General features: G+C 63.2%; 20 protein-coding genes and 5 pseudogenes. 21 read left to right on the forward strand and 4 right to left on the reverse strand.

The features are described 5' to 3' along the window. Window positions 1–38 precede the first annotated feature (38 nt). Window positions 39–515, reverse strand: coding sequence for a GNAT family N-acetyltransferase (locus JWJ88_RS15865; protein ID WP_205296670.1), 477 nt, complete (start codon window positions 513–515; stop codon window positions 39–41). 129 nt (window positions 516–644) lie between these two features. Between JWJ88_RS15865 and JWJ88_RS15870 the strand changes: the two genes are divergently transcribed. The 5 genes and pseudogenes from JWJ88_RS15870 to JWJ88_RS21855 all read left to right on the forward strand — a co-directional run bounded on the left by JWJ88_RS15870 (window position 645) and on the right by JWJ88_RS21855 (window position 7,850). After that, window positions 645–2,408 carry a tetratricopeptide repeat protein gene (locus JWJ88_RS15870; RefSeq protein WP_240200350.1) on the forward strand — a complete coding sequence of 588 codons (1,764 nt, stop codon included), beginning with the start codon at window positions 645–647 and terminating at the stop codon, window positions 2,406–2,408. A 166-nt stretch (window positions 2,409–2,574) separates the two neighbouring features. Then, a pseudogene (locus JWJ88_RS22205) lies at window positions 2,575–4,566 on the forward strand (PhoX family protein). A gap of 88 nt (window positions 4,567–4,654) precedes the next feature. Continuing rightward, window positions 4,655–5,257 (forward strand): annotated as a pseudogene (locus JWJ88_RS15880) (His/Gly/Thr/Pro-type tRNA ligase C-terminal domain-containing protein); the annotation flags it as partial. Between the two features lie 9 nt (window positions 5,258–5,266). Beyond that, complete coding sequence (locus JWJ88_RS15885) at window positions 5,267–5,746, forward strand: VOC family protein (RefSeq protein ID WP_205296672.1); 480 nt, start codon at window positions 5,267–5,269, stop codon at window positions 5,744–5,746. Then, complete coding sequence (locus tag JWJ88_RS21855; protein ID WP_205296673.1) at window positions 5,733–7,850, forward strand: GTP-binding protein; 2,118 nt, start codon at window positions 5,733–5,735, stop codon at window positions 7,848–7,850. The genes JWJ88_RS15885 and JWJ88_RS21855 overlap by 14 nt, the downstream gene beginning before the upstream one ends. Window positions 7,851–8,220: 370 nt before the next feature. Here JWJ88_RS21855 and JWJ88_RS15895 read toward each other — a convergent pair whose 3' ends face one another. Together JWJ88_RS15895 and JWJ88_RS15900 are read right to left on the reverse strand one after the other, a co-directional pair. Continuing rightward, window positions 8,221–8,817: a dihydrodipicolinate synthase family protein gene (locus JWJ88_RS15895; protein WP_322986274.1), complete on the reverse strand. Its 597-nt coding sequence runs from the start codon at window positions 8,815–8,817 to the stop codon at window positions 8,221–8,223. Between the two features lie 204 nt (window positions 8,818–9,021). Next, window positions 9,022–9,953 (reverse strand): annotated as a pseudogene (locus JWJ88_RS15900) (IS5 family transposase). Between the two features lie 47 nt (window positions 9,954–10,000). Here JWJ88_RS15900 and JWJ88_RS15905 point away from each other — a divergent pair. The 6 genes from JWJ88_RS15905 to JWJ88_RS15930 all read left to right on the forward strand — a co-directional run bounded on the left by JWJ88_RS15905 (window position 10,001) and on the right by JWJ88_RS15930 (window position 13,143). After that, a complete protein-coding gene (locus tag JWJ88_RS15905) occupies window positions 10,001–10,144 on the forward strand; it encodes a DUF4167 domain-containing protein (RefSeq protein WP_205296674.1) in 144 nt (47 codons plus the stop codon). Between the two features lie 96 nt (window positions 10,145–10,240). Further along, complete coding sequence (locus JWJ88_RS15910) at window positions 10,241–10,438, forward strand: TrbI/VirB10 family protein (protein ID WP_456095327.1); 198 nt, start codon at window positions 10,241–10,243, stop codon at window positions 10,436–10,438. A gap of 2 nt (window positions 10,439–10,440) precedes the next feature. Continuing rightward, window positions 10,441–10,650: a DUF2274 domain-containing protein gene (locus tag JWJ88_RS15915; RefSeq protein ID WP_205296675.1), complete on the forward strand. Its 210-nt coding sequence runs from the start codon at window positions 10,441–10,443 to the stop codon at window positions 10,648–10,650. A gap of 68 nt (window positions 10,651–10,718) precedes the next feature. After that, entirely contained in the window at window positions 10,719–11,726 is a 1,008-nt protein-coding gene (locus JWJ88_RS15920) for a hypothetical protein (RefSeq protein ID WP_205296676.1), read from the forward strand. After that, complete coding sequence (locus JWJ88_RS15925; RefSeq protein WP_205296677.1) at window positions 11,720–12,484, forward strand: hypothetical protein; 765 nt, start codon at window positions 11,720–11,722, stop codon at window positions 12,482–12,484. Before JWJ88_RS15920 ends, JWJ88_RS15925 begins: the two co-directional genes overlap by 7 nt. After that, window positions 12,481–13,143 (forward strand): hypothetical protein, encoded by a 663-nt coding sequence (locus JWJ88_RS15930; RefSeq protein ID WP_205296678.1) that lies wholly within the window; start codon window positions 12,481–12,483, stop codon window positions 13,141–13,143. Before JWJ88_RS15925 ends, JWJ88_RS15930 begins: the two co-directional genes overlap by 4 nt. A 325-nt stretch (window positions 13,144–13,468) precedes the next feature. On the opposite strand, the gene JWJ88_RS15935 is transcribed toward JWJ88_RS15930, so the two are convergent. Beyond that, complete coding sequence (locus tag JWJ88_RS15935; RefSeq protein WP_240200351.1) at window positions 13,469–14,689, reverse strand: RNA polymerase factor sigma-54; 1,221 nt, start codon at window positions 14,687–14,689, stop codon at window positions 13,469–13,471. An 80-nt stretch (window positions 14,690–14,769) separates the two neighbouring features. Between JWJ88_RS15935 and JWJ88_RS15940 the strand changes: the two genes are divergently transcribed. The 10 genes and pseudogenes from JWJ88_RS15940 to JWJ88_RS22210 all read left to right on the forward strand — a co-directional run. After that, on the forward strand, window positions 14,770–15,783 hold the full coding sequence (locus JWJ88_RS15940) for an ATP-NAD kinase family protein (protein WP_205296679.1): 1,014 nt from the start codon (window positions 14,770–14,772) through the stop codon (window positions 15,781–15,783). Between the two features lie 19 nt (window positions 15,784–15,802). Further along, window positions 15,803–16,783, forward strand: coding sequence for a thiamine pyrophosphate-dependent dehydrogenase E1 component subunit alpha (locus tag JWJ88_RS15945; protein WP_205296680.1), 981 nt, complete (start codon window positions 15,803–15,805; stop codon window positions 16,781–16,783). 13 nt (window positions 16,784–16,796) lie between these two features. Beyond that, on the forward strand, window positions 16,797–17,804 hold the full coding sequence (locus tag JWJ88_RS15950; RefSeq protein ID WP_205296681.1) for an alpha-ketoacid dehydrogenase subunit beta: 1,008 nt from the start codon (window positions 16,797–16,799) through the stop codon (window positions 17,802–17,804). Between the two features lies 1 nt (window position 17,805). After that, window positions 17,806–18,909, forward strand: coding sequence for an acetoin dehydrogenase dihydrolipoyllysine-residue acetyltransferase subunit (locus tag JWJ88_RS15955; protein WP_205296682.1), 1,104 nt, complete (start codon window positions 17,806–17,808; stop codon window positions 18,907–18,909). A gap of 53 nt (window positions 18,910–18,962) precedes the next feature. Then, window positions 18,963–19,751, forward strand: coding sequence for an SDR family NAD(P)-dependent oxidoreductase (locus tag JWJ88_RS15960; protein ID WP_205296683.1), 789 nt, complete (start codon window positions 18,963–18,965; stop codon window positions 19,749–19,751). Next, window positions 19,748–20,077: a carboxymuconolactone decarboxylase family protein gene (locus JWJ88_RS15965; protein ID WP_205296684.1), complete on the forward strand. Its 330-nt coding sequence runs from the start codon at window positions 19,748–19,750 to the stop codon at window positions 20,075–20,077. Before JWJ88_RS15960 ends, JWJ88_RS15965 begins: the two co-directional genes overlap by 4 nt. An 11-nt stretch (window positions 20,078–20,088) precedes the next feature. Continuing rightward, window positions 20,089–21,162 (forward strand): 2,3-butanediol dehydrogenase, encoded by a 1,074-nt coding sequence (locus JWJ88_RS15970; RefSeq protein ID WP_205296685.1) that lies wholly within the window; start codon window positions 20,089–20,091, stop codon window positions 21,160–21,162. Window positions 21,163–21,243: 81 nt separating this feature from the next. After that, window positions 21,244–23,100, forward strand: coding sequence for a sigma-54-dependent Fis family transcriptional regulator (locus JWJ88_RS15975; protein WP_205296686.1), 1,857 nt, complete (start codon window positions 21,244–21,246; stop codon window positions 23,098–23,100). Between the two features lie 415 nt (window positions 23,101–23,515). After that, window positions 23,516–24,469, forward strand: a pseudogene (locus JWJ88_RS15980) (IS110 family RNA-guided transposase); the annotation flags it as partial. A gap of 526 nt (window positions 24,470–24,995) precedes the next feature. Continuing rightward, a pseudogene (locus JWJ88_RS22210) lies at window positions 24,996–25,239 on the forward strand (transposase); the annotation flags it as partial. Window positions 25,240–25,262: the final 23 nt, after the last annotated feature.

A 25,262-nucleotide genomic window follows, 5' to 3' on the forward strand; every position in this document is an offset into this window, starting at 1 on the left:
GCAGCCGGTGCGGTGGCCCTTATGGCCGGCCTCGCGGCTCAGCGGTCCAGCCCTTCCGGCACCCAGACCATGTCCAGGATCGGCGTGGCCTTGGGGTCGATCATGCGAAAGCCTAGGCGCAGGTAAAGGGCGATGGCCCGGTTGGTGCGCACCACCGACAGCGAGACGGTCCTGCCTTCCCGCACCGCCCTGTCCTGCAAGTCGCGGATGATGCGCGAGCCGATGCCCCGGCCGCAATAATCCCCGAGGATCTGGAGCTGGGCGAGGTTGTAGTCGGCGTCCCGTTCCGTCACCTGCATCCAGCCGATGTCCCGGCCCTCCAGGGTGATGATGCGCGAATCCGCCGCCTTGAACGACCGCCGGATCATCGCCCGGCGCATCGGCTCGTCCCAGGCGTCCAGTTGCAGCATCAGGGGCCGCATCGCGTCGATATGGATCGCCTCGGCAAAGGGAAATTCCTCGGGACGCGCCGGGCGCAGGCCGAATTGCGATATGGGGTGCCTGTCGGGTTTCATGCGGATAGTATAGTGCCGATCCGGGCGCTGTCACGGATCCCCTTGCGGCAGGCCGGGCCGCCCCGATCCGGGCTTGACAGGCCGGTTGCCGGTGGATTTCTGATGCCCGAAAGGAGCCTTGGACAAGCCATGATCGCACAGCCCGGTCTGACCGGCCCCCGCCTTCAGGCGGTGCTTTATGCCGACATTCACGGCTATACCCGCCTGATCGAGCAGGACGAGGCCGGCACGATCCTGCGGTTGACGCGCTCGATCGCGCTGATCCGCAACCTAGTCGGGGATTATGGCGGCACCGTGGTCAACACGGCCGGGGACGGGCTGGTCGCGGTATTCCAGGATGCGCCCCAGGCGCTGCATTTCGCGATCGAGATGCAGCGCGAACTGTCCCGCGAATCCGCCTGGGCCGAGGCGCGGGAGCCGATTGCCTGGCGCGTCGGCATCTCGCTGGGCGAGACGTTCGAGGGGCAGGAGGGGGTTTACGGCCACAGCGTCAACCTGGCCGCGCGGATCCAAGGCTTTGCCGATCCCGGCGGCATCTGCGTCACCGAGACCGTCTATCGCATCGTGCGCGACAACCCGGAACTGGTGCTGCGCTCGCTGGGGCGGCGGCGGCTGAAGAACATCTCGGCCCCGGTCGAGATCTATACCGCGGCGCCCGCCTCGCCCGCTGTGGCCGCTGCCGTCCCGCTGCGAGATGTGCCGCGCAGGGTCGATCCCGGCCTGCCCGACACGTCGCTGGCGATCCTGCCGATGGAGAATCTTTCGGCCGATCCCGGCGACCAGCACCTGTGCCATGGCATCGTCGCCGACCTGATCACCAACCTGTGCCGGTTCCGGCACCTGCTGGTGATCGCGCGGCATTCGTCGTTCCTGGCCGCCGCCCAGACCTCGTCGCTGCGCGAGATCGGGCGCCGGCTGGGCGTGCGCTACCTGATGACCAGCAGCTTTCGCCGGGCCGGAAACCGGCTGCGCATCACCGTCGATCTGGTCGAGGCGGAATCGGAAAATACCACCTGGTCCGAGCGCTACGACGGCGTGATGCTGGATATCTTCGACTTTCAGGACGACGTGACCGCGATGACCGCCGCCCGGGTGGCGATCCAGCTTGACGCGAACGAACGGCGCCGGCTGGCCGAGCAGAGCCATCCCGCGCTTTACGCCTATGGGCTGGTGCTGCGCGGCCAGGACATGGGCCTGCGCTTCCTGCCCGATGCCAACCTGCATGCCCGCCGCCTGTTCGAAGAGGCCCGCGATCTCGATCCCGACTATGGCCGCAGCTATGCGGCGATGTCGCGGACCTTCAACGTCGAATGGCGCTACAACTGGACCAGCGATCCCGATGCGGCGCTGAACCAAGCGCTGGTCCTGGCCAAGCGGGCGGTGCAATGCGACGCCCTGGACACGCGCGGCTTTTCCGAGATGGGCCTGGCGCATCTCTACAAGAAGCAGCACGACGAGGCGCTGACCGCCTATGAGCATGCGCTGGCGCTGAATCCCAACGACGCGGATCTGCTGGCCTATACCGGCGACTGCCTCGCCTATGTCCGGCAGGGCGAGCGGGCGGTGCAGCTGCTGGAACGGGCGATGCGGCTCAATCCCTATTTCCCGGACGCCTATCTGTGGTTCCTGGGCGATGCCTATTTCCACCACGGCGATTACGGCAAGACCATCGAAACCCTTTCGCGGATGCGCGACCAGTCCGAGGCGCATAGGCTGCTGGCCGCCAGCCATGCGCTGCTGGGCCAGATGGACGAGGCCCGCCGCCATGCCGGCGCGGTGATGCGGGTGCATCCGAACTTCACCATCGCGCATTGGCGCAAGGTGCCCCCGCTGAAACATGCCGAGGACCTGGAGCTTTACGTCGAGGGCTTGCGAAAGGCCGGCCTGACCTGACGGCGGGTGGCGGTAAGGTCACCCGCAGCGGCTATCGGGCCCGCCGCCTTGGTGGGCCGGGTCCGCGCCATCGTTTCCGGCCCGTCACTCTTTGGTCAAACTGGGTCGCTATGGAGGGGTCGGTCCCGTCTCTGGCCGGGGCCGCCCCATCAGCCAGGAGCGTCTCATGACCGAGCAACATCCTATCCGCCATGTCTTCCGCACCAGCCAGCTGGAGGAGGCGGACGGTCCGGGCCACAACCCGACCGACAACTGCGCCATGGGCGAGATCATCGCCGCCCGTTTTTCGCGTCGTGGCTTCCTGAAGGGCTCGCTGGCGGCGACCGCCATCTCGGCCACCATCAGCCCCTTCGCCCTTTTGGCCGCCGACGAGGCCCGCGCCCAAGATGCCGTCGAGGGCTCCGCCTTTAGCTTTCCCGAGGTCGAGGCGGGCGTCGATGCCGACCATCACGTCGCCCAGGGCTATGATGCCGACATCCTGCTGCGCTGGGGCGACAAGGTCTTTGCCGACGCGTCGGAATTCGATCCGCTGAACCAGTCCGAAGCCGCGCAGGAACGCCAGTTCGGCTATAACAACGATTTCGTCGGCTTCATCCCGCTGGAGGGCGTGGACGACCACGGCCTGCTGGTGGTGAACCACGAATATACCAACGAACACCTGATGTTCCCCGGAATCGTCACCGTCGAAGACGGCAAGATCGCCGTCGCCGATGCGACCGAGGACCGCGTGGACATCGAAATGGCCGCGCATGGCGGCACGATTATCGAGATCCGCAAGCAGGACGGCAAATGGCAGCCGGTGCCGGACAGCGCGCTGAACCGCCGCATCACCGCCAAGACGCCGATGCAGATCCGCGGCCCGGCCGCCGGGCACGCGCGGATGCAGACTGCGGCGGACCCGAGCGGCACCCGCGTCCTGGGCACAATCAACAATTGCGCTGCCGGCGTGACCCCTTGGGGTATCTACATCATGGCCGAAGAGAACATCCATGGCTATTTCATGGCGTCCTGCCCGAAGACCACCGCGAGGCCTGGAACTACAAGCGCATGGGCATCCGCGAGGACAGCTATGCCTGGGGCCGGTTCCACAACCGCTTCGACATCGGCAAGGAACCGAACGAGCCCAACCGCTTCGGCTGGATCGTCGAGGTCGATGTCATGGACTCTACCTCGACCCCCAGGAAGCGCACCGCGCTCGGCCGCTTCAAGCACGAGGGGGCGGCGAGCGCCTTGGCCAAGGACGGCCGCGTCGTCTTCTATCTGGGCGACGACGAGCGTTTCGATTATGTCTACAAGTTCGTGACCGCCGGCCGCTATGATCCCCAGGACCGCGCCGCGAACCTGGACCTGCTGGACGAAGGCACGCTTTACGTCGCGCGCTTCGACGAGGATGGCAGTTTCGTCTGGCTGCCGCTGGTGCACGGGCAGGGACCGCTGACTGCCGAGAACGGCTTCGAGAGCCAGGTCGACGTGCTGGTCGAGACCCGCCGCGCCGCCGACCTGCTGGGCGCGACGCCGATGGACCGGCCCGAGGATATCGAGCCCAATGCCGAGACCGGCCGGGCCTATGTCATGCTGACCAACAACACCAAGCGCGAAGAGGCGAACCCCGCCAACCCGCGCGTGGACAATGCTATCGGCCATATCATCGAGATCCTCGAGGAAGGCGGCGACCTGGCGGCGACCAAGGGCCGCTGGGAGATCCTGCTGCAATGCGGCGATCCTTCGGTGGCCGAGGTCGGCGCGACCTTCTCGACCGCGACGACCGCGAACGGCTGGTTCGGCATGCCGGACAATTGCGCCATCGACAGCGACGGGCGGCTCTGGGTCTCGACCGACGGCAACTCGCCTTCGGAAACCGGGCGAACCGACGGGCTGTGGGCGGTGGATGTCGAGGGCGCGGCGCGCGGCACCTCGCGGCTGTTCTATCGCGTGCCGGTGGGGGCCGAGATGTGCGGTCCCTGTCCGACGCCGGACCTGACCACACTTCTTCGTGGCGGTGCAGCATCCAGGCGACGGCGGCGAGGATTGGGAGGGCCACGGCCGGCCGTCCTATTACGAGGACCTGTCGACCCGCTGGCCGGATTTCCGCGACGACATGCCGGTGCGCCCGGCAGTGGTGGCGATCACGAAGCAGGGCGGCGGCCGGATCGGCTGATACGTCCTGCCCGAATTAAAGAAGGGGGCGGAAAACCGTCCCCTTTTGGCATCTGCCTTGCGTCCTGTTCAATGTGTCACGCCGCACGATCTTCGAGGGCGAAGGCGCGTTCTACGGGCCGAAGCTGGAATATGTCCTGCGCGACGCCATCGGGCGCGACTGGCAATGCGGCACCTTGCAGGTGGATTTCAACCTGCCGGAACGCTTCGGCGCCACCTATGTCGCCGCCAGCGGCGAGCGCGAGGTGCCGGTCCTCTTGCACCGCGCCATGTTCGGCTCGTTGGAACGCTTCACCGGCATCCTGATCGAGCATTTCGCGGGCCATCTGCCGCTCTGGCTGGCGCCGGTGCAGGTGGTGGTCGCCACGATCACCTCGGACGCCGACGCCTGGGCGCGGGAAGTGCTGTCCACCCTGCGGGCACCCGGTCTGCGGGTGGAGGCCGACCTGCGCAACGAGACCATCGCTTACAAGGTGCGCGAGCATTCGCTGGCGAAGGTGCCTATCATCCTTACAGTCGGTGCGCAGGAGGCCGCGAATGGCACTGTCTCCCTGCGCCGCTTTGGCGAAAAGGGTAGCCGCAGCCTGTCCCTAGGCGAGGCATTCCTGCTGCTCTCGGCCGAGGCGGAGACTCCGCTGGAAGACAATGGCGAGCCCGTGCCCACACCTGTCCCCGAAACCGAGCCTGCGTGAGGTGACGCCATGTTCAGCCATATCATCCTCGGCGCCCGCGATCTGGACCGCCAGACGGCCTTCTACGAATCCGTTCTGCCCCATCTCGGTCTGATCCGGCGCGAGGCGGAGGATGACGGCGGACCGGCGGGTTCACTCTGGACCCAGCCCGGCAAGGACTGGCCGCAATTCTGGGTGCAGCTTCCGCTCGACGGGCGGCCCGCGACCTGGGGGAACGGCGTGCAGGTGAGCTTCCGCGCGCCGACACAGGCGGTGGTCGATGCCGCATGGAAGGCGGCCATCGCCTCAGACGGCAGTGACGAGGGCGCGCCCGGCCTGCGCCCCGCCTATGACCCCGACTATTACGGCGCCTATGCCCGCGATCCCGAGGGCAACAAGCTCTGCTTCCTGCATATGGATGCCTTCACTGAAATCCCGGCCCAACCGCAGCTATCCTCTGCCCCGCTCCGGCCAGATCCCGAGACGGAGAGGAATGATGACCACAGTTGAAACGAACTCCGGCGGCGGCCCGGCAGAGGGATTTGCGATCGTCGCCTTGCTGGTCGGCGCGATCTCGCTTGGCGCGCTTGTGGGTTGGCTCAGCCCGGAGATGGGCGAACGCCTCTCGGGCGGGGTCGATCCCACCTTGCTGCTGCTCGTCGCGCTGTTGTTCTTCGAGGTCCGCTTGCGCGCCGTGGCGGCTGGCTTCGCCAATCTGCGCTTCATGGAGATCGCCTGGGGCGCGAACTTCCTGATCGTGCCGGTGATCGGCTTTGCCAGCGCCTCGCTGTTCCTCTCGGGCCAGCCGCTCCTGTTCACCGGGCTGCTGATCTACTTCATCTCGCCCTGCACCGACTGGTTCCTTGGCTTCACCCGCATGGCGAGGGGCGATACCGCGCTCGGGGCGGCGCTGATCCCGGTAAATATGGTGTCGCAACTGCTGCTCTATCCGGTCTGGCTCTGGCTCTTCACCCGCCACACCGGGGTTTCGGATTTCGGGACCATTCCCGAGGTGCTGCTGCACTGGTTCCTGGTCCCCTTCGCCGCGACGCAGGCCCTGCGTTTCGTCCTTGAAAAGCTGCTGCCCGAGGCCTCGTTCGTACGCCTTTCGGATGGGGTGGGCTTCGCAGTCCCGCTGGTGACGGCGGCTCTGATCGTCCAGATCTTCGCCGCCAACATCGGCACCATCGCCGGCCACCTCGCCGCCTTCGGCATCATCCTCGTGGCGATCTTCCTGTTCTTCGTCGCCACCTTCTTGATGGGCGAGGGCCTTGGCCCGAATCTTCCGGCTGCCCTATCCGCAGCAGGTCCTGCTGGCGATGACTACGGCCGCGCGCAACGCGCCGCTGATGCTGGCGGTGACGGCGGTGGCGATCCCGGACCAGCCGCTGATCCTTGCCGCCATCGTCATCGGGATGCTGGTCGAATTCCCCCATCTGACCGCGCTGAAGCAGGTCCTGCTCGCGCGGCGCCACCGGAAAGGAGTTTCCCCATGAAACCCGGAAAACCCGCGGACCAGATCCCCGTCTTCCTGCTGACCGGCTTTCTCGGCGCGGGGAAGACGACGATCCTCAACCGTATTCTGGAGAATCCAGCGTTCCACGACACGGCCCTTGTCATTAACGAGTTTGGATTGGTTCCGGTGGATCACGATCTGGTCCGTGAAGGGAAGGAGCAGCCGATGGTTACGACCACCGGCTGCATCTGCTGCACGGTGGGCAGCGATCTGCGCTCGTCCCTGGATGAGCTGCTCGTAGGCCGCCGCGATGGCAGCCTGCCGCCATTTTCGCGCGTCATCGTCGAGACGACGGGGCTGGCCGATCCCGCGCCGATCATCAACAGCCTGATCCCCGGCGGGGTGGTGGCCATGTCGCTACGCGATCACGCGGTGGCGCGGGCGTTTCGATTGTCGGGCGTGATCGCGGTCGTCGATGTCCAGGGCATCGGCGCGGTGCTGGACAGTCATCCCGAAAGCCTTCGCCAGATCGCCTTCGCCGATCATGTCGTTCTGACCAGGACCGATGCGGCATCGGCGGGTGATTGGCCGGAAAAGCTGAAGCGGCTCAACCCGGGCTTGCGGATTCATGATGGAGCCGATCCGTCGTTCCAACCGGCCGTGCTGCTCGAACCCGCCAGCTATTCCGCTTTCGGCAAGGGCGAGGGGGTCGAGGCCTGGCTGGCGGCGCCTGTGGCGAAGACTTCTGCGCGAGACCGCGGGCAATGCCGAAGCCGCCCGCCAGCGCCTCGACCTAATCGAGGCCCGGATGCTGATGCGGGATACGGCGCGGATCTGGGGCTTTGCGCCGCCTGCCGCGCGGACTTGCCCGCCCGTGGCCGAAAGCGCCCTCCCGCGCAGGTGAATTGCCTTGCGGCCCTTAGGACGGCCCTGAGGCAATGGTCCGGCATGCCCCTTTGTCCTGATCGCCTGTGCCCAAGGTGCTCCGGTCGCCGGCGAGAGCATCAGGCGCAGTGCCGCCGCCCGACCGCTCAGACCATCCTCGATATATCGCTGAATCCTAACCCGAAGCGCCGATGGCAATGGTGCAGACATGATCCGTCCTCCCAAATGGAAGGGAAACACGATCAGCACCGCGACGGAACCCCAAGTGATTAAGGGTTCAACAGAAAAGCTTTAGTATCTCCAAGGCCTTCCAAGCAAACTACAGGGAGCGGTAATATCAGGACAATGATCGACAAGGCGGAGTCCTCGATCAGGCTGGAGGATCGGCGTGGCCCATAGGCCGCATCCCAGCTAAGGCAGGATGAAGTCAGGGATCAACTAGTAATTCCGGACGCGGCGGATCATGGCTTTGCTCGAGAATCCTTCCGCGCCAGCCGGACCAACAGATAGCCGACCTCATCTATAGCCGCAGGGCTCAGTCGGGAACCAGGGCGACGAAGTGCATCGCTCTTGATCAATCCGCGCCGCATCAGGACGTTCTTGCGCACGGCCAGCCCGATGTCGGGCTGCTGTTCGTAGCGGATCAGCGGCAAGTGCGCATCGAACAGATCGTGAGCTGCGTCCCGCTCTCCGCAACCTGAAGGCGATGGAGATCTACAAGCATGTCGGGAAAGGCATATCCGGTCATCGAGCCATTCGCACCACGCCAATACTCGAAATCCAGAAAAGTGCCTCCATTCGCAGTCAAGATCGAGAAGGGCCGAAGCCTTGCCTCGGCCTGAAGCCGACGCAGCGCCGAAATCTTGTCAAGGCCCGGCCAATCCTCGGCCTTGAGCATCACGCAGGAGGGGTGAGCCTCCATGATCGCGGAGATGACCGGAACCGAAAGCTGGCAGGTGAGGGCGAGTGGATAGTCCTGCAGCACCCAGGGTGTGGTCGCGCCGATCGCCTTGACGGCCTGGGCGAACCATGCCAAGATCTGCTCGCCGGTGCGCAGATGATGGGCCGGCCCCACCATGACGCCCGCCGCCCCCGCATCCATCGCCTCGCGTGCCAGAAGGCGCATTCTTGCGAAGCCCGGCGCGGAGACGCCCACCACGACGGGAATATCCGTCCGCGCGACAACGCGGCGCATGACTGCGCGGCTTTCTTTGGGATCGAGCTTTGCCGCTTCGCCCAAGATGCCCAGGATAGTGACGCCCGATAGAAGTCGATCAGACGATCCAGGGAATCAAAATCGACCGAGCCGTCCTCCATGAAGGGGGTCGGCGCAATCGGATAGACCCCCATCGCCTCTGGTCCAAAAGCCATGGTCATTTGCCTTTCGAGGGGCTTTGTTGCGCAAATCGGGCGTTGGGCATAGTTTCCCTTTTGTTGGTCAGACTTATCCTGCTGGTATTGTCATGGGGGTTCCGAGAGCCGTGTAACGGTTCATGACGGCGCAGCGGATTTGGATCTCCGCGACCTGCCGATCGAAGTCCCGCGCCATGAGGCTCTGGCCCAGGCGTTTCACACAATGCATCTTTGCCTCGACGCGGCTTCGGCGGTGATACCCGCTCCATCTTCGCCAGATCGCAGGGCCGAGATATTTGACGGCCCGGAGGATTTTGTTACGGGCGCATGCGCCGGCAGTTGTCGGCTTCCACGGTCTGGCATTCTTGCGCGGCGGGATGATCGCCTCGGCCCCTCGATCCGCAATCGCATCATGGCATTTGCGGGTATCGAAAGCCCCATCACCGGTCACGGAGCCAATGTCCTCATCGGGCGGGATCTGGTTGAGCAAATCCGGTAACATCGGCGCATCACCGATATGGCTTCCGGTCGCTTCGACGGCCCGTATCTCCAGCGTTTCCTCATCGACCGCGATGTGAACCTTGCGCCAGACGCGCCGCTTGAGGCCGCCGTGCCTGCGCGCATTCCACTCCCCTTCACCCTCCGCCTTGATACCGGTGCTGTTGATCAGCAGGTGTAACGGGCCGTTGCTCCCCGATAAGGAATATCCACCGTCAGGGTCTTTTGACGGCGGCACAGTGTGCTGTAATCCGGAACCGCCCAGTCCAGCCCCGCCAGACCGAGCAGGCTTTCAACAAAGCCCGTCACCTGCCGCAACGGCATCCCAAACTGCACCTTCAGCGTCAGGCAAGCCTGAATGGCCGCATCGCTGTAAGCTTGCCGGCGACCTCGCTTACCGTTCGGAGGCGGCGACCAGATCATCTCGGGATCAAACCAGATTGTCAGCGAGCCACGGCGCTTCAGGGCACAATTATAGGACGACCAGTTCGTGGTCTTGTATTTCGTCGGGGTCCAACTGCTTATGCCCAAAGCTATCACGCTGGATCCGCAAGATAAATCCTGTCAGCCATTTGCGCAACAAAGCCGCGGAGGCGCGCAACGACAGCGTCGCGATGGAGGCCTGTCTGCAATATGCCGAGCATTACCGGCGGATCATGAACCGGATCAGGGAGAAGAGTGAGGAATGCTACCGGCAGGCCGATCAGGCGATCTGACCGCCCGTCGACCCGGTTCTTTCCGGACAAGCGAGTGCGGGTCGCGTCGACTATCACTGGGGTGATGTCTTCAAGGCCGCCGGACTCGCGACCCTGCTGGCGATCGGCACCGAGCTTGCCAGTGACGATGAGGGCCGGCTGGTCCGCGACGGCGCGCAGGACGCGATCAGCGAGGTCGGCCAGCAGATCGTCCAGCGTCAGATGCAGGTCGCGCCGACGCTGACCATCCGGCCGGGCTTCCCCGTCAGGGTGATCGTTACAAGGGATTTGGTCTTCCGGAGAGAAGGAGGCTGACCATGGTGAAGCTGAAGCTCGGGCCCGTCATAGACGACAAGCCGGTGAAGGTGACGGTGGAACTGCCCGCAGGACTGCACCGGAACATGACCCCGTATGGCGAGATTCTTGGCTGCACAGCAGGGCAAGGGGCTGTCGAACCCGTCCACCTGATCATGCCGATCTTGGAGCCATTCCTCGCCATGGATCGGGGCTTTGGAGGGCACGGCTGAGAAGGGCGTAAAGAGAGTCAATAACACGGCATTGCACACCAACATCACTAATGTTAGTGTGCGTGACAATGTTAAGAAAAGATATCAGCATCAGCGATACGCAGTTTCCGGAAGCGCTAGAGCGCTATCTTGGAAAACTGCTTCATGAGCGCATCGATGTTCGTCCGTTTGAGGGCACGCGCAGCTTGCCATCCTTCATCGGACGAATCTACACTCTCTATGAGGCTTATATTCTAGGTCGCTATTGCGTCATCGTCGCCAAGCGCGAAGACGCTGGCACCCCGGCCGATATCGCCAAGCATATCGACATCGTCCGGAATGCCACAGATGCTACGGTAGCTTTCGCCACCATGACCATCAGTGTGCACAACCGGTCGCGGCTCATCGGTCAAGGTGTTCCCTTTATCGTTCCTGGCAACCAGCTTTATATACCTGATCTGGCGATCGATCTGCGCGAACATTTCCGTGCTCCACGCTACCGACAGGCGGACAGCCTGTCCCCTGCCGCCCAAACCGTCCTTTTTCATCACATCCTGTACCCCTCCAGGAACGTAACAACGCCATCTCTCTTAGCTAAACGTCTGCGTTACTCGGCTATGTCGGTCGGCCGAGCGTTCGACGATCTGATTGCCGCCGGCCTCGCCGAAACCGTCAGGCATGGGAAAGAGAGACACATTCACTTCAATGCAGAGGGGCGACACCTCCTAGAGAAAGCCACGCCCCTTCTGCGCAGTCCGGTTCGATCCCTGAAATTCGTGCGAGGGGACGCCTTCGGTGCGCATCTAAAGCTAGCAGGTGAAACTGCACTATCCCACCTCACCGAACTGGCGAGCCCACGCATTGACACTTTCGCCGTCGCTGCCAGCGACTGGAAAGCGATCTCGCAAACTGCGGACTTGGCCGAAACCGACCGTGATGCAGCTAACTGCATCATCGAGACATGGTCTTACGATCCGGCCGCCTTGTCCGACACCAATACGGCGGACGTCCTATCCTTGTACGCACAATTCAGAGATCATCGCGATGAGCGTGTCGCCATGGCCGCTGATCACCTTTTGGAGAACCTGCCTTGGTAGCTGGCATCGATAAATTTCAGCAATACTTCGTTGGCCATGAGGACCACTATGCTATCATCGGCGGTGCGGCCTGTGACCTCCTGTTCGATGAAGCTGGTCTCGATTTCAGGGCTACAAAGGATATAGACATGGTGCTCTGCGTTGAGGTGGTCGACGCCGCTTTCGGCACCGCCTTCAAGGCGTTTCTGGATGCGGGTGGCTACCAGGCACGCGAACGCAGCAGCGGCGACAAGGAATTTTACCGCTTCCACAAGCCTTCAGACCAAGGCTTTCCTTTCATGATCGAGCTGTTTTCCCGCAAACCCGGCGCGCTCGACCTTCCCGAAAATGCAGAACTCACCCCAATCCCTGTGGAGGAAGACATCGTCAGCCTTTCAGCCATTCTGCTTGATGGTGGATATTATGAAGCGTTGCAGTCTGCGAAGCGAAAGATCGAGGGTGTAACCGTCATCGACGAAACACTTCTGATCCCTTTCAAGGCGCGGGCATTTCTCGATCTGTCCGCACGAGCCGAGGCCGGGGAAAGGATCGACAGCAAAAATATCAAGAAACATCGCAATGATGTGCTTCGCCTGACTCAACTTCTGCCCGGTGATGCGTCTATCATCCTGCCCGATCAGATTCGCGACGATATGCGCCGCTTTCTTGATCTGGCTGAGGCCGACCCAACTCTCGACCCGAAAGCGCACAACGTACCGTTCACCCGTGACGAGGCGATCGCCCTTCTCAGGTTGGCCTACAAGCTGGCAGAGGTATGAACCGGACTTTTAACTACATTTTTAATCCCCCATCGCTGGACCCGGCCCCCGGCGCGACCATAGAATTGGATGTCTCCGACATCGAATACGCCGGCATTTGCGAGGTACTTCAAACGCCAAGCACCCCCTATGGTGCATGGTCGATCCTCGATTCGCTGTTGTCAGCGACCGGCATAGGTACACCTTTCATCTTCAAACAGCCGCTTGGGCAAGCTCGTGAAGTAAAGGTTGCGTTGTCGGGTCTGTTCGGCAGGTTCGTCGCTCGCGCGTATCTCGAACGCCACTTCGACCTGTCAATCTTCGCGCATCTCGGCAATCGTGTAGTCGATCTTAATCGTAGTAAACGCGCCGAAATCGTACGCCTCGCACGAGGCGACCTCCCCGACTGGATAGCGTGCAAATCGGATCTGACTTCGCTCACGATCGCGGAGGCCAAGGGCTGCCACGACCCAAGCGGAACAGCGAAATCTCTTGCCCGCGCTTGGGTACAGGCCGGGCGCATCGATGTCAGGGTCAAAGGCCGGAAGATGACGGTGAAGCGGATCGCCGTAGCCACGCGCTGGGGCGTGGCTAGTCCCAGTCCTACAGACGCATATCTTTCCGTTCACGATCCGGTTGACATAGGCGAGGCCATCGATGCGCAAGACGGGACATGTTAACTTAGCCCCCGTGTTGCCGATGCCAGAACTTGCAAGATAGGAGCAGATGGTGTGATCGTTCGATCCGAGACGTGAGAGATTCCGGGAGACCTCATGGCCTTCTACAAGGTCGTATATTTGTTTGGAACTCACGTTGCGGAAACCATCTTGGCCAGCGTTCATGCGCGAGCGCAACAACAGGCCGGACGTATGAACGCAAGCGATACGGTCAAAATCATCTCGAATTATATTGCGAGCAGGGGGCCGTCCACGTATGAGGTCTTGATTTGTCGTGGAGCCCCAATATTCCTGCCGGCGTATTATTTATTGGCCGATGGGAAGGTTCTTATTGGTTCGGTCGTCCATGACTATCTTGTCTGCGTTTTGGTATCCCCAGCTCAAGACGATATTTTGCGACTGTACGGCGTGAAAGGTGAATCCCTCTCACCGCAAGCTCCTTGACAAGAAGTGCGTCCGTCATTCTGCGTGCTATAGACCAGTTGTCCATGATATTGCAAAGCGTCATCGCCACAGTTTCACGATCAAGGTCGGGATTGTGAGGACTCACAGGGGTTTTCAGAAGATTTCTCAAATGCACGATCCCGTCGGGCGTCCGCATCGTAACACCCGCGACCGCGCGGCTGATGGTGCTTTTGTTCAGCCCGAGTTGTGCGCTGAGCGCGGTCATAGTCAGAGGACGGCATGCGCCGTTGCCAAGCAGCCAGGGCAATTGGAACTCAACCAGTGCTGCGCCGATCCGTAGCAGCGTCGCCGTCCGGCCTTCCACCGCCGCGACCAGATTTCGCGCCGAGATGCGGGCGTCGGCATCCCCTTCTCCGTCGCGCAGCACAAGCCTCAGCGTCGTTCCGAGGCGTAGCACGCCCTCGGCCGTCAGTTCCAGTTCGGGCGGCGGCCCGTCCGGTTCCGCGCTGCCCAAGAAGGGCGCCAGGGAAAGGGCGCGTATATCCGCGATCATCTCCCGCGCGTCTTCGCGATCCGCTCCCAGAAAGGCGGCGATGGTCGAGAGATCATTCGCGGCGACCAGATCCAGCCGGTCCAGCAGCCGGTCCATCCACGGGTCCAGACGGTTCCTCGCCCGCAGTTGCAGGCGGAAGCATTCGGCGATATCGCGGGCGAACACCCCCGGTGGCTCCAATTGGTGGAGATGCGGCAGCAGATCCTGCAGCATGGCGGGTGTCGTGTCCAGCCAGGCGGCGATCTCGGCCAGCGGATCGGCCAGCAGCCCACGATCGTCGAGGCAATGGACCAGATCCTTGGCGATCCGTATCTGATCTGCCGAAAGGCGCAGCATCCCGATCTGGGCGATCAGAGCGGCGCGCGGATCTTCGGGCTGAGGCAGAATATCCGGATCCTTGCAGGCCAGAGCGGGATTGCGCGCCAGTTCCAGCCTGATCCGGCGTCTGAGACGTCCCGTATCCATATGCAGCACATCCAGAGCCAGCCGCATTTGCAGACTGAGGGATAAGCTTCTGATCTGGCGCTGCTCCTGCCTTTGCATCGACTGCCCTCTTCTTGTTGCGCAACAGTGTCGCATCCTGTGCTGCACGGGGCTTCAAAAACCCTGAAAAACCCGTCCGTTTAACTTGGCATGCTTGTTGCTTGTAAATATTTGCAGGGAGGACAGGAATGGTCAAGGTCGGCATCATCGCCAATCCGATTTCGGCCCGCGACATCCGGCGGGTGATTTCGCATGCGGGCAATCTGCCCATCAACGACCGCGCCAATATCGTGCTGCGCATGATGGCGGGGTTGGCGGCCAGCGGCGTCGAGGAGGTCGTGGTCATGCCGGAAAACGGCGGCATCCGCTTCCAGCTTGAACGCAGCCTGAAACGCGAGCAGCGGCTGGGGCACATGGGCTTTCCACGTCTGCGCTATCTGGACATGCCGGTGACCGCGACGCCGGCGGACAGCGCCCGCGCTGCGCGCTTGATGGTGGATGAGGGCGTCGCGGCCATCGTCGTGCTGGGCGGGGACGGCACCAATCGCGTCGTGGTGGGTGGCTGCGGCACCGTCCCGGTGGCTGGTGTCTCGACCGGGACCAACAACGCCTTCCCCGAATTGCGTGAGCCGACCATCACCGGGCTGGCCGTGGGCCTGGCCGCCACCGGCAAGGTGCCCGAGGCCATCGCGTTGCGCGCGAACAAATGGCTGGAGGTGATGCTCAACGACCGGCGCGAGATCGCACTGGTCGATGTCGCCGTGGTCGAGGACCGCTTTGTCGGCGCCCGCGCCATCTGGAAGGTGACCGGGTTTCGCGATCTCTTCGTGACCTTCGGCCTGCCACAGGCCATCGGCATGTCCTCGATTGCCGGGCTCTGCGACCCGGTGGACCGCGACACGCCCGAGGGGCGGCATATCCGCCTGTCGCCCGAGGCGCCGCGCCAGTTGCTGGCCCCCATCGCGCCGGGGCTGATCGACCGCGTCGGCATCGCGGGGACCGCGCGCATGCTGCCGGGCGAGGCGCATCACCCCTCGATCCCCGCCGGCTCGCTCGCCTTCGACGGCGAGCGCGAATTGACCTTCACCGAAAGGGACTGTGTTTCGGTGCGGCTGGTGCCTGACGCCTTCCGCACCATCGACGTGCCCGCCTGCATGGCCCATGCCGCGCAGACCGGGCTTTTCTTCCGCAACCCAAACTGAAGCTCAGGGAGGAGCAAGAATGTCAAACCCGTTTCCGCTGCCCAAGGAGCGGCTGCTCGACGCCTATCGCCAGATGCGCACCATCCGCGATTTCGAAGAGCGGCTGCATGTCGATTTCGCGAGGGGCGAGATCCCCGGATTCGTCCACCTTTACGCCGGCGAGGAGGCGACGGCGGTGGGTATCATGGCACATCTGCACGAGCGCGACCGTATCGCCTCGACCCACCGGGGCCACGGCCATTGCATCGCCAAGGGCGTCGATCCCAAGGCGATGATGGCCGAGATCTATGGCAAGGCCACCGGCTGCTGCGCGGGCAAGGGCGGGTCGATGCATATTGCTGACCTGTCGCTGGGCATGATGGGCGCGAACGGCATCCTCGGCGCCGGGGCGCCCCTGGTCTGCGGCGCGGCGCTGGCGGCGCAGAAGCTGGGCCATGACGGTGTCGGCATCACCTTCTTCGGCGACGGTGCCTCGAACCAGGGCACGATCCTCGAAAGCATGAACCTTGCCGCAATCTGGAGCCTGCCGGTGATCTTCGTCGTGGAAAACAACGGTTACGCAGAATCCACCTCGGTCGATTACGCCACCGGCGTGGACAGTTACGTGGACCGTGCCGCCGGTTTCGGGATGCCGGGCATCACCGTGGACGGGCTGGACTTCTTCGCAGTCTACGAGGCGGCGGGCGAGGTCATCAAGCGCGCGCGCGAAGGTGCCGGCCCCACCCTGCTGGAATGCAAGAATGTCCGTTTCTTTGGCCATTTCGAGGGCGACGCGCAGCTTTACAAGGCGCCCGGCGAGAACGACTACAACCGTGAACACAACGATTGCCTGAAGCTCTTCCGCCGCAAGGTGACGGAGACGGGGGTGATCACGGATGCGGAACTGGATACCATCGACGCCGAGGTTGCCGCGCTGATCGACGAGGCCGTGGCCGAGGCCATCGCCGCGCCGCAGCCCGCGCCGGAGCAACTGACCACCGACGTTTACGTGTCTTATTGAGGGAGGGAACAACATGGCACGCATCATCAGCATGAAAGACGCGGTGAATGAGGCACTGGATCAGGAGATGACCCGCGACCCCACCGTGATCATGATAGGCGAGGACATCGTCGGCGGCACCGGCGCGGGCGGTGAAGAGGACGCTTGGGGCGGGGTGCTGGGCGTCTCGAAGGGGCTCTACCACAAGCACCCGAAACAGATGATCGACACGCCGCTGTCTGAAAGCGCGTATGTCGGCGCGGCGGTGGGTGCGGCGACGGCAGGACTGCGGCCCGTGGCGGAGCTGATGTTCATCGACTTTATCGGGGTCTGCCTTGACCAATTGCTGAACCAGGCGGCGAAGTTTCGCTACATGTTCGGCGGCAAGGCGGAAACGCCCGTCGTGATCCGCGCCATGTGCGGCGCGGGCTTTCAGGCGGCGGCGCAGCACAGCCAGATGCTGACCCCCATGATGACGCAAATCCCCGGCCTTAAGGTCGTCTGCCCCTCGAACGCCTACGACTGCAAGGGGCTGTTGATCCAGTCGATCCGCGACAACGACCCGGTGATCTTCCTCGAGCACAAGAACCTTTACGCCAGCACCTGCAGCGTGCCCGAGGAGCCCTACCCTATTCCCTTCGGGGAGGCGAATATCGTCCGCGAGGGCGGTGACGCCACCATCGTCACCTACGGCCAGATGGTCGGGCGTTCGCTGGAAGCCGCCGAGATGCTGAAGAAGGACGGCATCGAGGTCGAGGTGATCGACCTGCGCACGCTTTCGCCCATCGACATGGACACGGTACTGGAAAGCGTCGAGGCCACGGGTCGCCTGGTCTGCGTCGACGAGGCCAGTCCTCGCTGCTCGATAGCCGCCGATATCGCTGCCAATGTCGCTCAGGACGCCTTCGATTCGCTGAAATCGGCCATCCAGATGGTGACGCCGCCGCATTGCCCAGTGCCATTCTCCTCGGCGCTGGAACAGCTCTACATCCCATCGGCCGAACGCATCGCCCAGGCTGTGCGCAAGACGATGGAGAATTGAGATGGCGGATATCACCCCGATCCTGATGCCGAAATGGGGCCTCTCGATGCGCGAGGGCAAGCTGGCAGTATGGCATGTCTCCGAGGGTGCGACCATCGCGCCGGGCGACGAGATCATGGATGTCGAGACAGACAAGATCGCCAACGCGGTCGAGGCCGCCGATGGCGGTCTGCTGCGCCGCCGCGTCGGCGTCGAGGGCGAGACCTATCCGGTACGCGCGCTTCTGGGCGTGATGGCCCCCGAAAGCGTGACGGAGGACGAGCTCGACGCCTATGTCGCCGCCTATGAAACCCCGGCCGGGGCCGAGGAGGACGAGGATACCGGCCCCAGCTACCAATACGCCGATCTGCCCGCCGGGCGCATCCGTTATGCGGAACGCCCCGGCGAGGGCGTCCCGCTGGTGCTGGTCCACGGTTTTGGCGGCGACCTGGACAACTGGCTTTTCAACATCGATGCGCTGGCCGAAAGCGGGCCGGCCTATGCGCTGGACCTACCCGGCCATGGCCAGTCGGTGAAATCCGCGCGTCCGGCGGGGCTGGACCTGCTGGTCGATACAGTCGCGGCTTTCCTCGACCATATCGGCGCCGAGAAGGCGCATCTGGCCGGCCACTCGATGGGCGGGCTGGTCGCGGGGGCGCTGGCGGTGAAGCATCCCGAGCGCGTGGCCTCGGTCACTCTGATCTGCACGGCGGGTCTCGGCGAGGAAATCAACTCGGCCTATATCGACGGCTTCGTCAAGGCGACGGGTCGCAAGGACCTGAAGCCGGTGCTGACGCATCTGTTCAAGGACCAGTCGCTGGTCAGCCGCGCCATGATCGAGGATCTGCTGAAATACAAGCGCCTCGACGGGGTGCAGGATTTCCTGGCTGAACTGGCCGGGAACCTGTTCGCCGAGGGCCGGCAGGCGCAGCAGGTCGCCAATGCACTGGCCGCCAGCGGCGTGCCCGCCCAGGTGATCTGGGGCGAGGCCGATGCGATCATACCCTCGGCCCATGCGGCCAACCTCGAAGGTGCAGTGACGCATCTGATCGCCGATGCCGGGCATATGGCGCAGATGGAGAAGTCGGCCGAGGTGAACCGTCTGATCCGCGACTTCATCGCCTGACATCCGGGCCGCCCCACGTCCGGGGCGGCCTTTCAAAAACGGGAGGGAAATCCATGGGCAATTCCGTCGAGAACCGCAGCATCATCGTCACCGGCTCGGGCCGCGGCATCGGACGCTCCATCGCCGAGGGGCTGGCCGGTGCCGGCGCCCGTGTAGTGATCGCCGACATCGACCCCGCCACCGCCGAAGCCACCGCCGCCGCGATCCGCGGCGCGGGCGGCAATGCCATCGGCATCGGCGCCGACGTGACCGACCGCGCCAGCGTCAAGGCGCTGATCGCAGCCACCGTCGCCGAATACGGCCGGCTGGACGCGATGTTCAACAATGCCGGCATCGCGCAGGTCAAGCAGTTCAACGATATCACCGAAGACGACTGGCATCGGGTCATGGACATCAACGCCATGGGTGTGCTGATCGGCATTCAGGAAGCGTCGAAGCAGTTCATCGCCCAAGGCGGCGGTGGTAAGATCGTCAATACCGCCTCGATCGCCGGCAAGCAGGGCTACGAGCCCTTGGCGCATTATTCGGCCAGCAAATTCGCCGTGGTCGCGCTGACCCAGGCCGCCGCCCGCGCCTTCGGCAAACATGGCATCTGCGTCAACGCCATCTGTCCCGGCGTCGTCGCCACCGATATGTGGAAGTTGATTGACAAGGGCTTCAAGGACGAGGGGCTGACCAGCCACGACAACGAGGCTTTCGAAGGCTTCTCGGCCGACATCCTGCTGGGCCGCCCGTCGCGCCCCGACGACTTGGCCGGCGTCTCGATCTTCCTCGCCTCCGAGGGTTCGGACTACATGACCGGGCAAAGCCTCGTCGTCGATGGCGGCATGGTGCTGATATGAGCGCCAAGGAAAAGCTGGCGGAGATGAACGCCCGCGCCGTCGCGCTCTACAAGGCGGACGGCAAGACCATGACCGCTTTTCGCGGACTGATGCAGGCCGTCAATCGCGAAGGCAAGATCAGCCATGCGATGAAGGAGATGGTCGCCGTGGCCGTCGCCATCGGGCGCGGTTGCGAGGATTGCATCACCTTCCACACTAGCGAGGCCAAGGCCCATGGCGCGACGCGCGAGGAACTGCTGGAGGTCCTCGCCGTCGCCATCGAGATGTCGGGCGGTCCCGGCACGGTTTACGCGGCCAAGGCACTGGCCGCCTTTGACGAATTGTAGGAGAAACCCTCATGAAGGCACTACGTTTCCATGCCGCAAAGGATCTGCGGGTCGAAGACATCCCTCCGCCAACGGCACCCGGCCCCGGTCAGGTCCTGATGAGAAACCGTTTCGTCGGCATTTGCGGTACCGATTTGCACGAATACGCCGGCGGTCCGATCTTCGTTCCCACCGAGCCGCATCCCTATTCCGGAGCGGTTCTTCCGCAGGTGCTGGGCCATGAATTCGGCGGCGAGGTCGTGGCGGTGGGCGAGGGCGTCACCAAGGTCGCCGTGGGCGACCGCGTCGCCGTCCAGCCGCTGATCATGCCGCGCGGCGGCGAGTATTTCGCCGATCGCGGTTGGCACAACCTTTCGGGCAGCCTCGCGCTGGTCGGGCTTAGCTGGCATTCTGGCGGCATGTCGGAAATGGCGCTGCTGAACGACTACAATGTCGAAAAGATCCCCGCCGAGATGTCGGATGAAGAGGCCGCGCTGGTCGAGCCGACCGCCGTCGTGGTCTATGCCTGTGACAGGGGCCGGGTGACGGCGGGCGATTCGGTTCTGGTTACCGGTGCCGGTCCCATCGGCATCCTTGCATTGCTGACGGCACGGGCCTTCGGCGCGACACGGCTTTTCGTCTCGGACATGAACGAGACGCGGCTGGCCCTGGCGCGCGAGGTGGTGCCCGGCCTCGTCACCATCAACCCCGCCAAGGAAGACGTGGGTGACGTGGTGCGCGCAGCCACGCAAGGCGGTATTGGCTGCGACGTGGCGCTGGAATGCGTGGGCAACGAGCGCGCGCTGCAATCCTGCCTCGACGCCGTTAGAAAGCAGGGCGTGATCGTGCAGACCGGCTTGATGGCGGGCAAGGGCAGCGTGGATTTCTTCCAGTTGACCTTCAAGGATGTCGAAATCCGGGGATCGTGGTGCTATCCCACGCATAGCTGGCCGCGCACCATCGAGTTGATCGCCTCGGGCGCGATCCCAGCCAGCCGGGTCGTGACGAAGCGGATCGCCCTGGATCAGGCCGTGGCCGAGGGGTTCGAAGCGTTGTTGGACCCGGCCGGGACGCAACTCAAGATTCTGATCGATCTTTCGCGCTGAAAGAGGCCGATCGTGTAATAGTAGCTCCACACCGGGGCGAAGGACGTGCTATCGTCGCCCCGGAGGCTTTGGGAGGTGCCGATGGGAGGAACGTCGAACGTCGGGGCGCATGTCCTCGAAGTTATCGGCGCAGCCGAAGGGCGGAATTCGCGTCGGGATGCGGATGTGCTTGCCTCTTGGCGACGCTGCGTCAATGAACACCAGTTGGATCCGGGCCGATATGCGGGGCCACGGATCGTCACCGAGCAGGAATTGAACAACCATCGGCAGGATTCTGAGGAATTGCTGGGCATGGCCCGGCACGGTATGGAAGATCTTTATCGCCGGGTGAACGCGATGGGCTATGTGCTGCTGCTGGCAAATGCGCGCGGCGTCACCGTCGATACCATTGGCGATACCGAATTGGACCGGGAGGTGCGCCATGCCGGGTTGATTTCGGGCTCGGAATGGGACGAGAGCAATGTCGGCACTAATGGCGTGGGTGCGTGTCTTGCCACCGGACGGCCCATTATCGTGCATCGCAGTGACCATTTCGACATGGCGCTGACTCCCCTTTCGTGCACCGCCGTACCGATCCACTGTACGCAGGGAAAGCTGGTCGGCGTGCTGGATCTGTCGCATCTGGAGCCGCCTCAGGACAAGATGAGCCAAGCCCTGACGCTGGAGGTGATGAAATCCTGCGCCCGGCGGATCGAGATGGCGAACCTGGTGCGCCGCCATCGCAGCGACTGGATCCTGCGGCTGAACCTTTCGTCCGAATTTCTTGATGTGGATCCGATGGCGGCACTGGCCATCGGCGCGGATGGATGCGTTACGGGCATGACCAATAATGCACTTGAACTTCTGAGCCAGAAGCCAGGCAAGACATTGATCGGTCAGCGGTTCGGCGAGATTTTTTCCTATGATCTGGACGACCTGCCCAAGCTGTCCCGCGCGATGGCTCCGGTCGATGGCGCGTTGGAGGTGCAGGCCGGAGGTCTCATCTTCGCGCGCTCGGTCCCGCCCACCGCGTCGCCTCGCCGGGCCATTGAGCCCACCGTGCCTAAGCCTCTGCGAACCATACATAACGGCGATCCCGCCATGCGTCATCTGGCGGAGCGTGCTGCCAAGGTCGTGGATCGGCAGATCAGTGTCATTCTACGGGGCGAGACCGGCACCGGTAAGGAGTTCATCGCGCGCGCCATACACGACTCCTCCCGCCGGCGCGGGCCTTTCGTCGCCATCAACTGCGCGGCGCTGCCCGAGTCACTGATCGAAAGCGAACTTTTCGGCTACGTCCCCAATGCCTTCACCGGCGCCCATGCGCGCGGCAAGAAAGGTCTCGTCCGCGAGGCGAATGGAGGCACGCTGTTTCTGGACGAGATCGGCGACATGCCGATGGGCTTGCAGGCGCGGCTGCTGCGAGTGTTGTCTGAGCGAGAGGTGTTGCCTGTTGGTGCCACAAAGGCTGAATCGGTGGACGTCCGTGTGATCTCCGCCTCGCATCGCGACCTGGCCGAACTGGTGGCGCAGGGGCAGTTCCGGCAGGATCTGTATTACCGGCTGAACGGGCTGGTGCTTGACATTCCGCCAGTCAGGGCGCGCGCCGACTTAGAATGGTTGATCAACCATATCTCCGCCGCGACTGAAGGCAAGCCATGCTTCTCGCCCCAGGCGATGGACCTGCTGCTGTCCCACGACTGGCCCGGAAATGTGCGCGAGATAGTCAATCTTTGCGAACTCGCCGCCGCAATGTGCGATGGTGCTTCTGTCTTGCCCATCCATCTTCCGGCAGTGATGACGGATCGAGCCTCCTCGGCCCGTTCGCCGGCAAATGGCACGTCCGAGGATGAATTGCTGCAACTTCTGAATGAACATGGCGGGAATGTTTCCGCTGCGGCCCGAGCGGCGAAAATCGACAGATCGACATTCTACAGGCGCCTGCACAAGTCGAAATAAAAAGCAGTGGTGTTTGACGGTGCATATCCCATCGGCGAAGGCGTCTGGCTGGGGTAGAACGGTCAATATTAGGCTCCAGACTTCGGTAACGGGGTCGTCCCAGTCAAGCGGTTTTGCGCATACGGGATGTGCCGCCGGAGCGCGCGTCCTTGTTCTTTGAGAAAGTGATCTGCTTCCCTGTTCGGCAGCCTTCGCCTGAGATCGACCCGGGTGCATGCTTCGGTCCGTGGTCAGCGCTATGGCTGCCAACATGGACCTGTCCCGGTTTTGTTCCGGCCTTCTGAGAGATGCCGTAATGGGCGAGTCGCTCTCGGGCCCGGCGTTGCGCTGTGTGTTCCGTTAAGATGCTGGCTATCGTCCTTTTACGGCCGACCGTCTCGGTCGGCGGCAACGATCCGAGCGGGAGAACGATATCATGGATCATTTTGTGGGCATCGACGTGTCTCTTGAAAGCTGCTCCGTCTGCGTTCTGAGCCAGTCAGGTAGTGTGGTGCTGGAAGCAAAGGTCGCCAGCGAACCTGATGCACTGATCGTTTTTCTGCGCGGGATGGATGTGACCATCACCTGCATCGGGCTTGAGGCTGGCCCCTTGTCGCAATGGTTGCACCGCCATCTTTGCGCGGCAGGCCTGGATACGGTGCTGATGGAAACCCGCCAGGTGAAGGGCGCGCTGAAGGCCATGCCGATCAAGACCGACCGCCGTGATGCGCTTGGTATTGCCCAGCTGATCCGTATGGGCTGGTTCCGCCCAGTGCATTGCAAGTCGGTCTCCGCGCAGGAACTCCGGGCGCTGCTCGGGGCACGCCGGACGCTGCAGAAATCGATGATCAGTATCGAACTCTCGATGCGGGGCATGCTGCGTGGGTTCGGCCTGAAGCTTGGCCAGATCACACGGCGGCGGTTGCCGGAGCGCACCCGCGAACTTGCAGACGGCAACGAGATGCTGACCGCCATGGTGACGGCGATGCTGCGCAGCCATGCCGCTCTGCGCAGCGAACTCGCGAAGCTTGAGAACCGGTTGCGCCGGATTGCGCGGACGGATCGGGTCTGTCGGCTGATGATGACCGTTCCCGGCGTCGGCGCCGTGGTGGCGTTGCAGGTCAAGGCCGGGATCGATGATCCTGCGCGGTTCCGGTCATCGAAGAATGTCGGACCACACTTCGGCCTGACACCTCGGCGCGAGCAGTCCGGCGAGCGCGACGTGGTGGGTGCGATCAGCGCCGCCGGTGACCGGAACGTCCGCACCGCCCTGTTCCAGGCAGCCACGGTGATGCGCTACCATTCGCAGGCGAAGAACTGGCTCAAGGCCTGGGGCATGCAGGTCGCCAAGCGGCGTGGGATGAAACGCGCTGTCGTTGCCGTTGCACGCTGACTCGCCGTGGTGCTGCACCGGATGTGGAGCGACGGCACGCAGTTCCAGATAGCACATCCGGCACGGCTCACCGCAGCAGCATGACACCCTGCGGCCGATCCGATCTACCGGTTCGACCGTTCCAAAGTTACCTGCCCCCGAATTGGATCGGGATGGTCCCGATCCTCCGATGTCCCTTCGCCGGGACGCGGTCTCGACGAAGCCGTAGCATCGCTGGTGCCGCCCGCAAGGTCGAGCACGCTACCAGAGATCGGCACGCGAGATCCCACTAACCAGGCACAATGTGGCGGCCCCGCGCCGATCACGGACGGAAGCATAATACCGGCGAAGTGGCCCCGAAAGCGAAGGCTGGGGATAGCGCGAACCACCGAAAAGTCGCCGGGATGTTGATCCGCGGCGGTGCATCGCTTGGTGCCCGATCATGTGCGGGTGGAGGTCAAGTCATTGAATTTGATTTGAAACCTAATTGTTGACTTCACCACGCCCATTACGGAAGCGATGCTCTCTTCAAAGGAGACAGGATATGGCATTGACACACAGCGGCGAGTTCAAGCGTGATGCGGTGCGCATTGCGCTCAGCAGCGGTCTGACACGGCGTCAGGTTGCGTCTGATCTTGGGACCGGGCTTTCGACGCTCGGCAAATGGATCCGGGCGATTTCCGATGAGGCGAAGGTGCCGGAACGGGATGCTGATCTTCTTTGCGAGAATGAGCGGTTGCGCAAAGAGAACCGCATTCTCAGGGAGGAGAGGGAGGTGCCCAAAAAGGCGGCTCAGTTCTTCGCGGCTCAT

Source organism: Paracoccus methylovorus, from assembly GCF_016919705.1.
In the GTDB taxonomy this organism is placed as follows: Bacteria; Pseudomonadota; Alphaproteobacteria; order Rhodobacterales; family Rhodobacteraceae; genus Paracoccus; species Paracoccus methylovorus.

What these genes read in the sequence shown, in the direction of transcription:
- JWJ88_RS15865 (WP_205296670.1), bottom strand. Translation starts at nt 515, where the DNA reads ATGAAACCCGACAGGCACCCCATATCGCAATTCGGCCTGCGCCCGGCG.
- JWJ88_RS15870 (WP_240200350.1), top strand. Translation starts at nt 645, where the DNA reads ATGATCGCACAGCCCGGTCTGACCGGCCCCCGCCTTCAGGCGGTGCTT.
- JWJ88_RS15885 (WP_205296672.1), top strand. Translation starts at nt 5,267, where the DNA reads ATGTTCAGCCATATCATCCTCGGCGCCCGCGATCTGGACCGCCAGACG.
- JWJ88_RS21855 (WP_205296673.1), top strand. Translation starts at nt 5,733, where the DNA reads ATGACCACAGTTGAAACGAACTCCGGCGGCGGCCCGGCAGAGGGATTT.
- JWJ88_RS15915 (WP_205296675.1), top strand. Translation starts at nt 10,441, where the DNA reads ATGGTGAAGCTGAAGCTCGGGCCCGTCATAGACGACAAGCCGGTGAAG.
- JWJ88_RS15920 (WP_205296676.1), top strand. Translation starts at nt 10,719, where the DNA reads ATGTTAAGAAAAGATATCAGCATCAGCGATACGCAGTTTCCGGAAGCG.
- JWJ88_RS15930 (WP_205296678.1), top strand. Translation starts at nt 12,481, where the DNA reads ATGAACCGGACTTTTAACTACATTTTTAATCCCCCATCGCTGGACCCG.
- JWJ88_RS15940 (WP_205296679.1), top strand. Translation starts at nt 14,770, where the DNA reads ATGGTCAAGGTCGGCATCATCGCCAATCCGATTTCGGCCCGCGACATC.
- JWJ88_RS15945 (WP_205296680.1), top strand. Translation starts at nt 15,803, where the DNA reads ATGTCAAACCCGTTTCCGCTGCCCAAGGAGCGGCTGCTCGACGCCTAT.
- JWJ88_RS15950 (WP_205296681.1), top strand. Translation starts at nt 16,797, where the DNA reads ATGGCACGCATCATCAGCATGAAAGACGCGGTGAATGAGGCACTGGAT.
- JWJ88_RS15955 (WP_205296682.1), top strand. Translation starts at nt 17,806, where the DNA reads ATGGCGGATATCACCCCGATCCTGATGCCGAAATGGGGCCTCTCGATG.
- JWJ88_RS15960 (WP_205296683.1), top strand. Translation starts at nt 18,963, where the DNA reads ATGGGCAATTCCGTCGAGAACCGCAGCATCATCGTCACCGGCTCGGGC.
- JWJ88_RS15965 (WP_205296684.1), top strand. Translation starts at nt 19,748, where the DNA reads ATGAGCGCCAAGGAAAAGCTGGCGGAGATGAACGCCCGCGCCGTCGCG.
- JWJ88_RS15970 (WP_205296685.1), top strand. Translation starts at nt 20,089, where the DNA reads ATGAAGGCACTACGTTTCCATGCCGCAAAGGATCTGCGGGTCGAAGAC.
- JWJ88_RS15975 (WP_205296686.1), top strand. Translation starts at nt 21,244, where the DNA reads ATGGGAGGAACGTCGAACGTCGGGGCGCATGTCCTCGAAGTTATCGGC.